A 13146-nucleotide genomic window follows, 5' to 3' on the forward strand; every position below is an offset into this window, starting at 1 on the left:
GCCTGCCGCTCCATACAGCATTTGACACCGCAGGGGCGAGGCCCCATTTAGCGCCGCATGGGCGTTTCAAGTCATGCAAGCATGTTCGCCCCGCCGGCCTCCAGGGCCGACGGGCGCCGTAATCTGATCGGCCTCGACCGCGTCGAGCTGGCCGCCGAGTTGGGCACGCTCGGCCTGCCGGCCTTCCGCGCGCGCCAGGTCTGGCACTGGCTCTATCATCGCGGCGCCACGTCGTTCGAGGTGATGACGACGCTGGCGAAGCCGGTGCGCGAGCAGCTGGCGGAGCATTTCTTCATCGACCGGCCCGAGGTCACCCGCGACCTGAAGTCGTCGGACGGCACGGCCAAGTGGCTGCTGCGCATGGCCGACGGCCAGCAGTTCGAGACCGTCCACATCCCCGAGGAGGACCGCGGCACCCTGTGCGTCTCCTCCCAGGTCGGCTGCACGCTGACCTGCCGGTTCTGCCACACCGGGACCCAGCGGCTGGTCCGCAACCTGGAGCCGTCGGAGATCGTCGGGCAGGTGATGCATGCCCGCGACCGGCTCGGCGAGTGGCCGGCGCCCAAGGACGGGCGCATGCTGTCCAACATCGTGATGATGGGCATGGGCGAGCCGCTCTACAATTACGACAACGTCGCCAAGGCGCTGAAGATCGTCATGGACGGCGAAGGCATCGCGATCTCCAAGCGCAGGATCACGCTGTCGACTTCCGGCGTCGTGCCGATGATGCGCCGCTGCGGCGAGGAGCTGAACGTCAACCTCGCCGTCAGCCTCCACGCCGTCACCGACGAGCTGCGCGACCGGATCGTCCCGCTGAACCGGAAATACCCGATCGCCGAGCTGCTGGACGCCTGCCGGACATATCCCGGTATCAACAACGCCCGCCGGATCACGTTCGAGTACGTGATGCTGAAGGGCGTCAACGACAGCCTGGCGGACGCGAAGGAACTGGTGCGGCTGCTCGACGGCATCCCGTCCAAGATCAACCTGATCCCGTTCAATCCCTGGCCGGGCGCCCCGTTCGAGCGCTCGACCGACGCCGCGATCCGCAAGTTCGGCGACTACGTCAACAACGCCGGCTATGCCAGCCCCGTGCGCACCCCGCGGGGCGAGGACATCATGGCGGCCTGCGGGCAGCTGAAGTCGGACAGCGTCAAGCAGCGCGCGTCGGACCGGCTCGCGGAAGAGGCCGCGGCCCGCGCCGCCGTCGCCCTGGCGGTGGCCGAGAAGGAAGCGGCCCTTTCCCTCTAGGGCCTAATGCCCTAGATCATCGCCGGACACCGACGCCGGGCAGGCCACCGCTGGAATCATCGCCGTGCAGTATTTCCTCGATCCGTTCTGGTTCAACCTGGCGCTCAGCGCGGCGGTGCTGTGGCCGCTCTGGCGGATCTTCCGCCGGGCCGGGCTCAATCCCGTCTGGTCGCTGCTGATCTTCGTATCGGTCGCGATCCCGCTGCTGGGCCAGCTATTGGTGCTGCTGGTGCTGTTCCATTCCAAATGGCCGACCCTGCCGCCCAAGCCGCCGCCCCAGCCGCGCAAGAAGCCCCGCCCGGTGCAGCGGGCAGGGGCATGAAGGAGATACCGGCATGGGCAATCTGAGCGAGACGGTGACCTTCTTCCGCGACGTCGATCCCAACGTGTCGCTGATCATCATCGGCATCATGCTGACCTGGACCCTGGCCGCCGGCTCGTTCCTGCTGGCTCGGCTCGGCATCAAGCCGCTGTGGGTGCTGCTGCTGGTGGTGCCCGGCCTCAACGTGCTGGCGATCTGGCTGTTCGCCTATGTCCGCTGGCCCCGGTACGAGGAGGCGAAGCGCAAGGGGCTTCTTCAGCCCGGCGGATCGCCCTGATCGGTCCCGCGATAGCTGGTCCATGACCCGTGCGGGGTCCGGGTGCTCCGGGCGGCGTCGCCCCGGCGCTCGGCCCGGTCGTCCACCGCGTCGTCATAGCCGCGCCGGTTGCTGTAGAAGACCAGGAACATCAGCCCTCCCCCCAGGGCCAGCGTTCCCACCCCGCCCAGCAGCAGGGCCAGCAGCCCGTGGCCGCTGATCGCGACCTCGGCGCCGTCCAGGTTCCAGCCCGCGAAGCCGAAGACGAGCGCCGCCGCGAGCAGCGCGACCAGCACGGCGATGACGAGGAAGGTCTTCATGCCGGGTTCAACCGCTCCGGGACGGGGATTGTTCCGGCCGTCCCGTTCCGGCTTCCGCGGGCGGTCTTGCAGGCCGCCGCCGTTGGCCCTAATGTCGCGCCGGCTTTCTACCCTCGGACTGTACGGGCACCCTCATGAGCGGCGACATCAAGAAAATCGTGCTGGCCTATTCCGGCGGCCTCGATACCTCCGTCATCTTGCGCTGGCTGCAGGAGACCTACCGCTGCGAGGTGGTGACCTTCACCGCCGACATCGGCCAGGGCGAGGAGCTGGAGCCCGCCCGCAAGAAGGCCGAGATGATGGGCGTGCAGCAAATCTACATCGACGACCTGCGCGAGGAGTTCGTGCGCGACTTCGTCTTCCCGATGTTCCGCGCCAACACCCTGTACGAGGGGACCTACCTGCTCGGCACCTCGATCGCCCGGCCGCTGATCGCCAAGCGCCAGATCGAGATCGCCAACGAGGTCGGCGCCGACGCCGTCGCCCACGGCGCCACCGGCAAGGGCAACGACCAGGTCCGGTTCGAGCTGGGCTACTACGCCCTCAAGCCCGACATCAAGGTGATCGCCCCCTGGCGCCAGTGGGACCTGAACAGCCGCACCAAGCTGCTGGACTACGCCGAGCAGCACCAGATCCCCATCGCCAAGGACAAGCGCGGCGAGGCGCCCTACTCCACCGACGCCAACCTGCTGCACATCTCCTACGAGGGCAAGGCGCTGGAGGATCCCTGGGTCGAGCCGGACGAGGACATGTTCACCCGCTCGGTCGCCCCGGAGAAGGCCCCGGACACCCCGACCTATGTCGAGATCGAGTTCAGGCACGGCGACGCCGTCGCGGTGGACGGCGCCGCCCTGTCCCCGGCGCAGGTGCTGACCCGGCTGAACGAGCTGGGCGGGCAGAACGGCATCGGCCGCCTGGACCTTGTGGAGAACCGCTTCGTCGGCATGAAGAGCCGCGGCGTCTACGAGACCCCCGGCGGCACCATCCTGCTGGCGGCCCACCGCGGCATCGAGAGCATCACACTCGACCGCGGCGCCATGCACCTCAAGGACGACATGATGCCCCGTTACGCGGAGCTGATCTACAACGGCTTCTGGTTCAGCCCGGAGCGACTGGCGATCCAGGCCCTGATCGACAAGACGCAGGAGCAGGTCAACGGCACGGTCCGGCTCAAGCTGTTCAAGGGCCAGGCCAGCGTGGTCGGCCGCAAGTCCCCCAACTCGCTCTACCGCCTGGACTACGTCACCTTCGAGGCCGATTCGGTCTACAACCAGAAGGATGCGGAAGGCTTCATCAAGCTGAACGCGCTCCGCCTGCGCCTCGGCGCCATGGCGAAGGGGAGCTGAAGCGCCGTTCGGAGACGTCGGCAGCCGATCCCCCAGGGTGATCGGCGCCGGCCGGCGGAATTTCCGATGAAGGGGGAAGCCCGCGGAACGACGGCAGCCAGCCCTCAGACCGGCGGCAGGGGCGACACGCCGAACAGCCAGGCGTGGCCGTGCAGCAGCCCGGCATAGAGCGCCAGCGCCACGACCAGCCGGATCCAGCCGATCTCCCGGACGGTGGCCGCCAGGTTCTGGCGTCCCTGGACGATGGCGGCGAAGGGAACGTTGGAGCTCAGCTCGGTCCAGCGCTCCCATGCCAGCCCCTTGCGCACCGCATTCTTCGAATCGATCAGGGCCGACCCCAGCAGCGCCAGCACCGCCAGGGTCCCGAAGAACAGCAGGGAGGCCCAGTCGCCGTTCGGTATCATGTGCGACACCGCCCACAGCCCGATCGCCCACATCACCGGGTTGCGGGTGATGCGCAGCACGCCGCGCGGCCCCAGTTCCTTCTCCAGCAAGGCGCCCTGCCCGACCGCGGTCGGGTTCGGCGTGCTGACCCCGCCGACCAGCAGCAGGAAGGCCAGCGGCATCAGGACCAGCGGGAAGAACCACATCCAGGCCGAGGGAAACCAGACCGGCTCGTAGGGGGCGGCGGCATAGGCCCGGGCCAGCCAGACGATGGCCCCCAGCGCCACGATCGAATAGACGCCGGTATAGGCCCGCTCGCCGATCCGCCGGACCAGGGCCGCGCGCAGGCCGGTGCTGGACACGCCGAAATGGCTCGCCAGCAGGAAGGCGGCGGCCAGGGCCAGCCAGCCGAAATTGCCGGTCATGGATGCACTCCCACGGGACGGACTCTCATGGATGGTCTCCGGATCTGGTGATGACGACCTGCACGTCGGCCGGTCCGGCGAAATAGGGCGCCGAGGTGACCAGCACGGCGCAGCCGGTCGCGGCATAGGCCGCGGCGTTGGCCTCGGTGATGCCGCCCGCCGCCGCGACCAGCGGGACCGGGTCCAGCCCGGCCACCCGGCGCACCGCCTCGGCGACCGCCTCGGGCGCCAGCTTCTCCAGTTGCAGCACGTCGGCCCCGGCCTCCGCCGCCGCGACGGCGTCCGCGACCGACGCGACCTCGACCACCAGCTTGCGCTCCGGATGGCGGCGCTTCAGCCCGTGGAAGTCCGGCGCGCCATCCAGGAAGACCGCGTGCTCGGGGAACACCAGCAGCGTCTCCGACAGGCCCAGCCGGTGCATCTGCGCACCGCCGGCCAGCACCGCCCTGACGCTGATCTCCTTCGTGCCGGGGAAGTTCTTGCGGGTGCAGGCGACCGCCACCCCGGGGGCCACCGCCTGCGCCGCCTCGACGATCCGCCGCGTCCGCGTCGCGATGCCCGACGCATATTCCACCAGCGTCTGGGCCACCTTCCAGGCCAGGTGGATGCCGCCGGCAGGCCCCTCCCCCTCCAGGAAGACGGTGCCGGCCGCGATCCGCTCGCCGCTGCCGTGGCGCAGGGATGCCCGGACGCCGGCGCGCTCCAGCAGGCGGGCGGCCTCCTCGGCGCAGCACAGCACCATGTCGGAGCGGGCGGCGAAGCTGATCCGGCCGGGGCGGGACCCGATGCCCAGGGCATGGGTGGTCAGGTCGCCGGCCGGCGCATCCTGGGCCAGCAGCGCGTCCAGCGCGCCGTCGCCGATCGGCAGCATCATGGCGTCCCGCATCCTCCCGAAACCGCAGTGGGCCGAAACCGCGTTCGGCCGAAACCGCGGTGGGCCGAATCGGGCGGGATGGTAACTTCGGCGCCCCGACAATGCACCTGCCCGTCTGGCCGCAGGCGGCGAATCGGGCGACCTGATCCATTTTTGCACTTCCTCCGGGGTTGACCGGAACGGGATAGACGCCAAGTCTGTTATCAGTCGCGTCACCCAGCAGCGTGATGCCAATCCCATTAAATCGCTCCAAGTATCCCCAGTAATATCCCGGGGCGATGAAGATCCTGTACTTACGTTGGAGGAAAGAGATGCCGAAGTCCATTGAAGGCCGCACGGTCGCTATTCTGGCCACCCATGGCTTCGAGCAGGCTGAACTGGTCGAGCCGCAAAAGGCTTTGAAGGAAGCGGGCGCCACCGTCCACGTGGTCTCGCCGGAACAGGGCACGATCCGCGGCTACCGCCACCTGGACAAGGGTGACGAGGTCGGCGTCGACCGGGTCCTGGACGACGCGCGGCCCGACGACTACGACGCGCTCGTGATTCCCGGCGGCCTGTTCAATCCCGACGAGCTGCGCACCAACGAGGCGGCGCTCCGGTTCGTCCGCGCCTTCTTCGCCGCCGGCAAGCCGGTCGGCGCCATCTGCCACGGTCCGCAGGTCCTGATCAGCGCCGATCTGGTCCGGGACCGCACCCTGACCGCGGTGGCCCCGATCCGCAAGGACCTCGCCAATGCCGGCGCCCATGTCCTGGACGAGGAGGTGGTGACCGACAAGGGTCTCGTGACCAGCCGCACGCCGAAGGACCTGCCGGCCTTCTGCGCCAAGCTGATCGAGGAGATCGCCGAGGGCCGCCACCGCGGCCATTCCAAGGCCGCCGCCGAATAAGGCGGCGCCCCTCTACCTGAGGGAGTGCAGCTACCTGAGGAAGTGCAGCAGCAGGCCGGCGGCGGCGCACGCGCCGATCACCGGCAGCACCCCGGCCTTGAAGCGGAACACCGCGACCACCGCGGCGGCGCTCAGCAGCAGCGCCGCCGCATCGACCGAGGCCGCGACCGGCCAGTCGATGCTCATGATACCGGCCACCCGGACCTCCCGCACCTCCCGGAACAGGACGTGCAGGGCGAACCAGATCGCCAGGTTCAGGATCACCCCGACCACCGCCGCGGTGATCGCGGCCAGCGCGGCGCCCAGGGCCCGGTTGCCGCGCAGCTTCTCGACGAAGGGCGCTCCCAGGAAGATCCACAGGAAACAGGGCACGAAGGTGACCCAGGTGGTCAGCAGCCCGGCCAGCACGCCGGCCAGCAGCGGCGGCAGGATTCCGGAATCGCGGAACGCGCCCATGAATCCCACGAACTGGAGCACCATGATCAGCGGCCCCGGCGTCGTCTCGGCCATGCCCAGCCCGTCCAGCATCTCCCCCGGCTGGAGCCAGCCATAGGTCTCCACCGCTTGCTGGGCGACATAGGCCAACACGGCGTAGGCGCCGCCGAAGGTGACCACCGCCATCTTGGAGAAGAACAGCGCGATCCGGGTGAAGGTGTCGTCCCACCCCAGCGACAGTCCCAGGACCAGGATCGGGCCGAGCCACAGCGCCAGGCACACGGCGGCGACCTTCAGCGACCATCCGAGGGACGGCCGGGCATGGGCGGGGATCTCCTCGCCCAGCAGCGATTCGGCATCGTCCAGCGCCCGCCCCCCGGCCGGGCCGTGGCCGCCGCCCCCGGCGAAGGCGCTCCACCCGAAATGCCCGCCCGCGAGGCCGATCAGCGCCGCTCCCAGCACGATCAGCGGGAACGGCACGTCGAACAGGAAGATCGCGGCGAAGGCCGACGCCGCGATGCCCAGCGCCGCCCCGTTCTTCAGCGCCTTGCTGCCCAGCCGGACGACCGCCTGGAGCACGATCGCCAGCACCGCCGCCTTCAGGCCGAAGAACACCGCGGCGACCAGAGGCACCGTGCCGAAGGCGGCATAGACCAGGCTCAGCGCCATGATCGAGACGACGCCGGGCAGCACGAACAGGATGCCGGCGATCAGCCCCCCCGCCGTCCTGTGCATCAGCCAGCCGATATAGACGGTCAGCTGCTGGGCCTCGGGCCCGGGCAGCAGCATGCAGTAGTTGAGCGCGTGCAGGAACCGGGTCTCGCCGATCCAGCGCAGCTCCTCGACCAGGATCCTGTGCATCAAGGCAATCTGCCCGGCCGGCCCGCCGAAGCTCAGCAGGCCGATCCGCAGCCAGACCCGGAACGCCGTCCCCAGGCTGACGCCATGACCCGTACTCGATGTGCCGTGCCGCGGCGAACCGGAGCGGCCTGCGGGAATGTCTGTCATGTCGGGAAATCCTTGCCCCGGTTGTCGCCTGCCGGGACCCTAAGCCGGAGTCCCGTCCAGGAGCAACAGCCCCGCGACGACGGCCCGCCGAATTCAGCCGCCCCGCTCCATCTCGTCCTGCCGCATCGGCATCGAGTCGATGGCGGCGAACAGCTCCTCGGCCAGGATCGGCTCGCTGCGGCGCAGCTTCTCGGTGCCGTCCTTGCCGATCAGGATCGCGGTGAACCCTTCGGCCGGCGCGCCGTAGCGCTCGCGGAAGCCGGCCGCTTCCGGATCGCCCGCCGGCATCGCCCGCACGATCAGGTCGCGGTCGGCGAAATCGTCCTTGTTGTCGGCGGCGCTGGTCAGCTGGTGCTGGACCTGGGGATCCTCGGGCGATGGGCCGAAGACCAGCAGGACGCGGTTCTTCCCGCGATAGACGTCCAGGGAAACCATGATGAAACTCCTCGGGCAATCGATATGTCGAACCCCGTCAACACTCCGCCCCGCGATCCCGTGCCGCGACTTTCCGCCGATTGCGGCGATCGCATTTGAGGCATATGATCGCGATCACGGCAGGGGCACTCGCACCCGCCGCGTCTTCCGGGGGAGCAGACAATCCATGAAAGCCTTCGTTCTCGGCGTCTTCACCGCCGTCGTCCTGGCCGTCGGGGCGGCCGTCGTCCTGCAGAACTACGTCCAGCAGCCGGCGTTCCAGGCCTTCAGCACTTCCTCGGTCCGCGTCTGACCGGGAGGCCGGCACCCTTATCCCCGGCACCCTTATCAATTGCGCTTATCCAGTAAGCAATCGGGTCCAGTAAGGTATCGGGTCAGCCCGCGGCCAGCATCGGCTGGCCCGCGGGCTTGCGCAGCGCCTGGGCGGCGTTGAGCACCGCCTTCTGGAGCTTCTCGAACGCCCGCGCCTCGATTTGCCGGATCCGCTCGCGCGACACGGCGTAGCGCTCGCCCAGCACCTCGAGCGTCGCCGGCTCGTCCGCCAGCCGGCGCTCCATCAGGATCTGCCGCTCGCGGTCGTTCAGCTTCTCCAGCGCCTGGCCCAGCAGGCGCCGCCGCAGGGCCAGCTCGTCGGCCTCCGCGACCACCGACTCCTGGGTCGGCCGCTCGTCCGACAGCAGGTCCAGCCAGTCGGTGTCGCCTTCCGCCCCCACGGCCGCGTTCAGCGAGCTGTCGCCCATGGACAGCCGGCGGTTCATCTCGATCACCTCCGACTCGGGCACGTCCAGTTCGGTCGCGATGGTGGTCACCGTGGCCGGCGACAGGTCGCCCTGCTCCAGCTCCTCCATCCGGCCCTTCAGTCGGCGCAGGTTGAAGAAAAGCTTCTTCTGGGCGGCCGTGGTGCCCATCTTGACCATGGACCAGTTGTGCAGGATGTATTCCTGGATCGCCGCGCGGATCCACCAGATCGCATAGGTGGCGAACCGGAAGCCGCGGTCCGGGTCGAACTTCTGGGCCGCCTGCATCAGGCCCACGTTGCCCTCGGCGATCAGCTCGGACGCGGGCAGGCCGTATCCCGCGAAGCCGCGAGCGATCTTGATCACCAGCCGCAGGTGGCTGCCCGTCAGCAGGCGCAGGGCCTCCTCGTCGCCGCGCTCGCGCCAGGCGATCGCCAGGTCCCGCTCCTGTTCGGGATTCAGCATGGGAAAGCGTTTCGCTTCGTCCAGGTAGCGGCCCATGCCGCCGCCGGCCTGCGCGATATTCAACAGTGTCATTCGTCGAGCCTCCTCTTCGTCGACATGTCCCACCCTGACGTAACCCGCCCGACACGACAAAATCGCCCAGTTCCGGCGGTGATTCTGAAAATCACCCCGTGCTGGGTCGATGCGCGTCGAACCGGTATAGGTCGGGATTTCCGGGAAAGTTCGTCGATCCGATACGGCTCCTTCCGAGCCTCGACGAACAGACTAGAGATAAGATTTCCTGACCGGATTTCAAGTGCTTACGACCGGTGACGCGGACCGGTATCGCATATTGACTAGGAACCATCGACCCCGTTGATAACAGATTTATAACACCGGCGACAGCGATTCGGCCCAACTCATGGCTGGATTGAAAAAACTGAGCCTTCGTCAGTAAATCCACGCCGCCCCCGCTCGAAACGGAAAACGCCGCCGGCTCCGCGGCCTTTTGCCAGCTCCCGCCTCCGCCCAGTCTTGCCAAAACTTTCGTGAGGCTTTTGAAAGCATTCCGCGATCTGATAACTTGGCCTGCCGACATCATGAGTCGGCTGGCGGGTGGCTCGACGATCCTTTGTTTCGGAGGCAGGGAAATGATCGTATCAAGTCCATCGTTCGGCACGGTGGATCTGACGAACTGCGATCGTGAGCCGATCGAGATCCCGGGGTCGATCCAGCCCCACGGCGTGCTGGTCGTCCTCCACCCCGAAACCCTGTGCATCCTCCAGGCCGCCGGCCCGACCGAAACCCTTCTCGGCAGCGCCCCCGGAGACCTCGCCGGCGTCCCGTTCGCCTCGCTGGTGAACGCCGACGCGATCGGCGTGATCCGCGACGTCCTGGCGCGGGCGAACCTCATTCCCCGTTCGGAGAACCTGTTCAGCTTCGAACTGGCCGCCGCGGGCCGCCGCTTCGACGCCTCGGTCCATGCCGGGGAAGCCGGCCTGGTCGTCGAACTGGAGCCGGTTGACGGGGCCACCCCCCTGCCCCCCGGCGGCCCGCTCGGGCTGGTCCAGTCGATGCTGGGCGCGCTGCAGGGCGCCGCCACGCTCCGCGACTTCTGCCAGGGCGCCGCGGAGGAGGTGCGGCGGGTCACCGGGTTCGCCCGCGTCATGATCTACCGCTTCAACCAGGACGACAGCGGGCACGTCTTCGCCGAGAGCCGGCGCGAAGGCATCGGCTCCTACCTCGACCTGCATTATCCCGCCTCGGACATTCCCGCCCAGGCGCGCGACCTCTACCGCCGGAACTGGCTGCGCCTGATCCCCGACGCGCGCTACCGGCCGGCTCCCCTGGTGCCGCCCGTCAGCCCCCTGACCGGCCGGCCGGTCAACCTGGCGCACTGCGCGCTCCGCAGCGTCTCGCCCCTGCACCTGGAATATCTCGCCAACATGAACGTGCGGGCATCCATGTCGCTCTCGATCCTGCACGGCGACCGGCTGTGGGGGCTGGTCGCCTGCCACCATGACGAGCCGCGCTATCTGGCCCACGGCGTCCGGGCCGCCTGCGAGCTGTTCGCGCAGATGTTCTCCTTCCAGCTCGACGCCAGGCTCAAGGCCGAGATGCTGGAGGAAGCCATGCGCATGCACGGCGTCCATGACCGGCTGGTCGGCGTGATCTCGCGCGATCCCGACCTGGCCGGCGGCCTGGTGCGCCATAAGCCGAACCTCCAGGATTATGTGCCGTGCTCTGGCGTGGCGCTGTGGCTCGACGGCCGTTTCTCCTCGATCGGCACAACCCCGGACGAGGCGACCGTCAGGGACTTGGTGGACTGGCTCGGCCGCACCAGCCCGGACGGGGTCTGGGAGACCGACCGGCTTTCCCGGGTCTGGCCCGGCGGCGACGGCATGCGAGGCATCGCCTCCGGCGTCCTGGCGCTCTCGGTCTCGCGCAGCCCGCGCGACTATATCCTGTGGTTCCGGCCGGAGGTCGTCAGGACGGTCACCTGGGCCGGCAACCCGAACAAGCCGGTGGAGGCGACGTCCGCCGGCGACCGGCTCTCGCCGCGCCGCTCCTTCGAGGCCTGGAGGGAGGAGGTCCGCGGCCGCTCCCGGCCCTGGAGCGAGGCGGAAGTCGCCGCGGTCCGGACGCTCCGCACTACCCTGCTCGAAGTGGTGCTCCAGCGGGTCGACCAGATCGCGAAGGAACGCGAGGCGGCCCGGCGCAGCCAGGAGCTCCTGCTCGCGGAGCTGGACCATCGGGTCAAGAACACGCTCGCCAACATCCAGGCGCTGGTCCAGTACTCGGCCTCCGGGCACCGGGGCAGCTCGACCGCGCTGGAGGACTTCACCACCTCCTTCGGCCAGCGTCTCCGCGCGATGGCCTATGCCCACAGCCTGCTGACCCGCAGCCGCTGGGAAGGCGCCGACCTGCGCAGCCTGCTGGAGGAGGAGATGCGCGCCCACGACGATCCCCGGGCCGCCGGCCGGCTGCGTCTCGACGGCCCGCCGATCCTGCTGCGTCCCAAGGCGGCGCTGGCGCTCAGCATGGCCGTCCACGAACTGGTCACCAACGCCGCCAAGTACGGCTCGCTCTCGACCCCCTCCGGCACCGTCGAGGTGCGCTGGGCGCTGGCCGGCCCCGCCGAGGCCCGGATCTTCACGCTCGACTGGACCGAGCGCGGCGGCCCCGCCGTGACGCCCCCGGATCGCAGCGGCTTCGGCCGCATCGTCATCGAGAGGAGCCTGGCCTACGAGGTGGACGGGACCAGCCGGCTCGATTTCGAGCCCGAGGGCGTGCGCTGCCGCATCGGCATCCCGGAGGAGCACGTGATCGGCGTCGCTCCGCCCCCCTCGCCGCCGGATGCCGGACCGTGCGATCCCGCTCCGGCCGCGTCCCGGAAGCCCCGCCGGGTCCTGCTGGTCGAGGACTCGGCCCTGGTCGCGATGCAGGTCGAGCAAATGCTCCTGGCCGCCGGGTGCGAGGTGGTCGGTCCGGCCGCCCGCGTCGCCGCGGCGCTCAAGCTGGCCCGGGAGGAATCGGTCGACGCCGCGATCCTCGACATCGATCTCCACGGGACTCCCTCCTGGGATATCGCCGACGTCCTGGCCGACCGCGGCATCCCCTTCCTGCTCGCCACCGGCTTCAGCTCCGACGAGGCCCTGCCCGAGCGCTTCCGCCATGTCCGGCGCCTGCTCAAGCCCTACTCCTCCGGCGACTTCGCGGAAGCGCTCGATACCCTGCTCGGGACGGCGGCCTACCCGGCGTAGACGGCGTCGAAGAACGCCTCCTCCAGCACCATCATTCTCCGGAAATTGTCGCGCATGGCGGCCCCGGTCCCCTCGTCCGCCGCCGCCCCGACCCGGTCGGTCTCCTCGCGCAGCCAGGTGACGAAGGCCTCGAACTCGGGAATCGCGTGCAGGTCGATCCACTCCGCCAGCCAGAACCGCTCCGGCCGCCGGGCCGGGCAGGCCTGCGCCCAGGTCAGGTAGCTCCACTCCGCCGCCACCAGCACGGCGAGGATGCGCGGATAGCTGCCACTTCGCCCGGCCCCCTCCAGCACGGCGATGAAGTCCCGCGTCACCGGTCCCAGCTCTGGCGTCTTCCAGGTTCCCTCGGGGATGCCCAGCGCCTCGAACGACCGGAGGAAGAAATCGTTCTCATCGGCGGTGACCGCCGCCGCGAAGCCGGCGAACCGCCGCTTCGACGGCATCGCCGGCGCCGCCGCGATGGCGCTTCCAAGCAGCGAGACGAAGCTGTTCACGAAGGCGTAGTCCTGCACCAGGTAACGCCCCGCGACAGCATCGTCCAGGGTATCCTCGCCCAGCTCCCGGGCGAACCGGTGCGTCGTCATCCGCGTCCAATGCGGCTCGGCCTCCTGCCTCAACCAATCGGTGAAACGCGCCTCTGGGTCGTTCTTCCTGTACTCGGCGAAACTCATGCTCCCGGGCCTTCCCTTGTCTTCCGTTTCCTCGCCGCCGAGGATAGCCCGCCGGCACCCGTCATGACACCCCGACGACGGGGGACGT

14 protein-coding genes are annotated in these 13146 nt (G+C 69.1%); 7 read left to right on the forward strand and 7 right to left on the reverse strand.

Features of this window, described 5'->3' with window-relative positions; genetic code table 11:
* Nucleotides 1-57: 57 nt before the first annotated feature.
* The 3 genes from rlmN (at nt 58) to JL101_RS24155 (ending at nt 1850) form a co-directional block, all read left to right on the forward strand.
* The gene (rlmN, locus tag JL101_RS24145) at nt 58-1251 is read left to right on the forward strand and encodes a 23S rRNA (adenine(2503)-C(2))-methyltransferase RlmN (protein WP_203098100.1); all 1194 of its coding nucleotides are present in this window, start codon (nt 58-60) and stop codon (nt 1249-1251) included.
* 64 nt (nt 1252-1315) lie between these two features.
* The gene (locus JL101_RS24150) at nt 1316-1573 is read left to right on the forward strand and encodes a hypothetical protein (RefSeq protein WP_203098101.1); all 258 of its coding nucleotides are present in this window, start codon (nt 1316-1318) and stop codon (nt 1571-1573) included.
* A gap of 13 nt (nt 1574-1586) precedes the next feature.
* Nucleotides 1587-1850: a hypothetical protein gene (locus JL101_RS24155; protein ID WP_203098102.1), complete on the forward strand. Its 264-nt coding sequence runs from the start codon at nt 1587-1589 to the stop codon at nt 1848-1850.
* Here the strand turns inward: JL101_RS24155 and JL101_RS24160 are convergent.
* The gene (locus JL101_RS24160; protein WP_203098103.1) at nt 1829-2149 is read right to left on the reverse strand and encodes a hypothetical protein; all 321 of its coding nucleotides are present in this window, start codon (nt 2147-2149) and stop codon (nt 1829-1831) included. The genes JL101_RS24155 and JL101_RS24160 overlap by 22 nt on opposite strands.
* Before the next feature lie 134 nt (nt 2150-2283).
* Here JL101_RS24160 and JL101_RS24165 point away from each other — a divergent pair, with 134 nt between their 5' ends.
* Nucleotides 2284-3495 (forward strand): argininosuccinate synthase, encoded by a 1212-nt coding sequence (locus JL101_RS24165; RefSeq protein WP_203098104.1) that lies wholly within the window; start codon nt 2284-2286, stop codon nt 3493-3495.
* A gap of 104 nt (nt 3496-3599) precedes the next feature.
* Here the strand turns inward: JL101_RS24165 and JL101_RS24170 are convergent, their stop codons facing one another.
* Entirely contained in the window at nt 3600-4304 is a 705-nt protein-coding gene (locus tag JL101_RS24170; RefSeq protein ID WP_203098105.1) for an NnrU family protein, read from the reverse strand.
* 25 nt (nt 4305-4329) lie between these two features.
* Entirely contained in the window at nt 4330-5178 is an 849-nt protein-coding gene (gene modD / locus JL101_RS24175) for a ModD protein (RefSeq protein WP_323374686.1), read from the reverse strand.
* A 311-nt stretch (nt 5179-5489) separates the two neighbouring features.
* On the opposite strand from modD, the gene JL101_RS24180 reads away from it, so the two are divergent.
* On the forward strand, nt 5490-6065 hold the full coding sequence (locus JL101_RS24180) for a type 1 glutamine amidotransferase domain-containing protein (RefSeq protein ID WP_203098106.1): 576 nt from the start codon (nt 5490-5492) through the stop codon (nt 6063-6065).
* A 30-nt stretch (nt 6066-6095) separates the two neighbouring features.
* On the opposite strand, the gene chrA is transcribed toward JL101_RS24180, so the two are convergent.
* Both chrA and JL101_RS24190 read right to left on the reverse strand, forming a co-directional pair.
* Nucleotides 6096-7508 (reverse strand): chromate efflux transporter, encoded by a 1413-nt coding sequence (chrA, locus tag JL101_RS24185; protein WP_203098107.1) that lies wholly within the window; start codon nt 7506-7508, stop codon nt 6096-6098.
* A 93-nt stretch (nt 7509-7601) separates the two neighbouring features.
* The gene (locus JL101_RS24190) at nt 7602-7943 is read right to left on the reverse strand and encodes a DUF4174 domain-containing protein (protein WP_203098108.1); all 342 of its coding nucleotides are present in this window, start codon (nt 7941-7943) and stop codon (nt 7602-7604) included.
* Nucleotides 7944-8109: 166 nt separating this feature from the next.
* Here JL101_RS24190 and JL101_RS36580 point away from each other — a divergent pair, with 166 nt between their 5' ends.
* Nucleotides 8110-8235, forward strand: coding sequence for a hypothetical protein (locus JL101_RS36580; protein WP_256445747.1), 126 nt, complete (start codon nt 8110-8112; stop codon nt 8233-8235).
* A gap of 82 nt (nt 8236-8317) precedes the next feature.
* Here JL101_RS36580 and rpoH read toward each other — a convergent pair whose 3' ends face one another.
* The gene (gene rpoH, locus JL101_RS24195; RefSeq protein WP_203098109.1) at nt 8318-9217 is read right to left on the reverse strand and encodes an RNA polymerase sigma factor RpoH; all 900 of its coding nucleotides are present in this window, start codon (nt 9215-9217) and stop codon (nt 8318-8320) included.
* Between the two features lie 557 nt (nt 9218-9774).
* On the opposite strand from rpoH, the gene JL101_RS24200 reads away from it, so the two are divergent.
* Complete coding sequence (locus tag JL101_RS24200) at nt 9775-12387, forward strand: HWE histidine kinase domain-containing protein (RefSeq protein ID WP_203098110.1); 2613 nt, start codon at nt 9775-9777, stop codon at nt 12385-12387.
* Here the strand turns inward: JL101_RS24200 and JL101_RS24205 are convergent.
* Nucleotides 12375-13058, reverse strand: coding sequence for a TenA family protein (locus JL101_RS24205; RefSeq protein ID WP_203098111.1), 684 nt, complete (start codon nt 13056-13058; stop codon nt 12375-12377). The two genes, JL101_RS24200 and JL101_RS24205, sit on opposite strands and share 13 nt — an antisense overlap.
* Nucleotides 13059-13146: the final 88 nt, after the last annotated feature.

It is taken from the genome of Skermanella rosea (assembly GCF_016806835.2).
GTDB classification, from domain to species: Bacteria; Pseudomonadota; Alphaproteobacteria; order Azospirillales; family Azospirillaceae; genus Skermanella; species Skermanella rosea.

Bases quoted from the DNA above. Each gene is read 5' to 3' on its own strand.
- rlmN (WP_203098100.1), top strand. From the start codon at position 58: ATGGGCGTTTCAAGTCATGCAAGCATGTTCGCCCCGCCGGCCTCCAGG.
- JL101_RS24155 (WP_203098102.1), top strand. From the start codon at position 1,587: ATGGGCAATCTGAGCGAGACGGTGACCTTCTTCCGCGACGTCGATCCC.
- JL101_RS24160 (WP_203098103.1), bottom strand. From the start codon at position 2,149: ATGAAGACCTTCCTCGTCATCGCCGTGCTGGTCGCGCTGCTCGCGGCG.
- JL101_RS24165 (WP_203098104.1), top strand. From the start codon at position 2,284: ATGAGCGGCGACATCAAGAAAATCGTGCTGGCCTATTCCGGCGGCCTC.
- JL101_RS24170 (WP_203098105.1), bottom strand. From the start codon at position 4,304: ATGACCGGCAATTTCGGCTGGCTGGCCCTGGCCGCCGCCTTCCTGCTG.
- modD (WP_323374686.1), bottom strand. From the start codon at position 5,178: ATGATGCTGCCGATCGGCGACGGCGCGCTGGACGCGCTGCTGGCCCAG.
- JL101_RS24180 (WP_203098106.1), top strand. From the start codon at position 5,490: ATGCCGAAGTCCATTGAAGGCCGCACGGTCGCTATTCTGGCCACCCAT.
- chrA (WP_203098107.1), bottom strand. From the start codon at position 7,508: ATGACAGACATTCCCGCAGGCCGCTCCGGTTCGCCGCGGCACGGCACA.
- JL101_RS24190 (WP_203098108.1), bottom strand. From the start codon at position 7,943: ATGGTTTCCCTGGACGTCTATCGCGGGAAGAACCGCGTCCTGCTGGTC.
- JL101_RS36580 (WP_256445747.1), top strand. From the start codon at position 8,110: ATGAAAGCCTTCGTTCTCGGCGTCTTCACCGCCGTCGTCCTGGCCGTC.
- rpoH (WP_203098109.1), bottom strand. From the start codon at position 9,217: ATGACACTGTTGAATATCGCGCAGGCCGGCGGCGGCATGGGCCGCTAC.
- JL101_RS24200 (WP_203098110.1), top strand. From the start codon at position 9,775: ATGATCGTATCAAGTCCATCGTTCGGCACGGTGGATCTGACGAACTGC.
- JL101_RS24205 (WP_203098111.1), bottom strand. From the start codon at position 13,058: ATGAGTTTCGCCGAGTACAGGAAGAACGACCCAGAGGCGCGTTTCACC.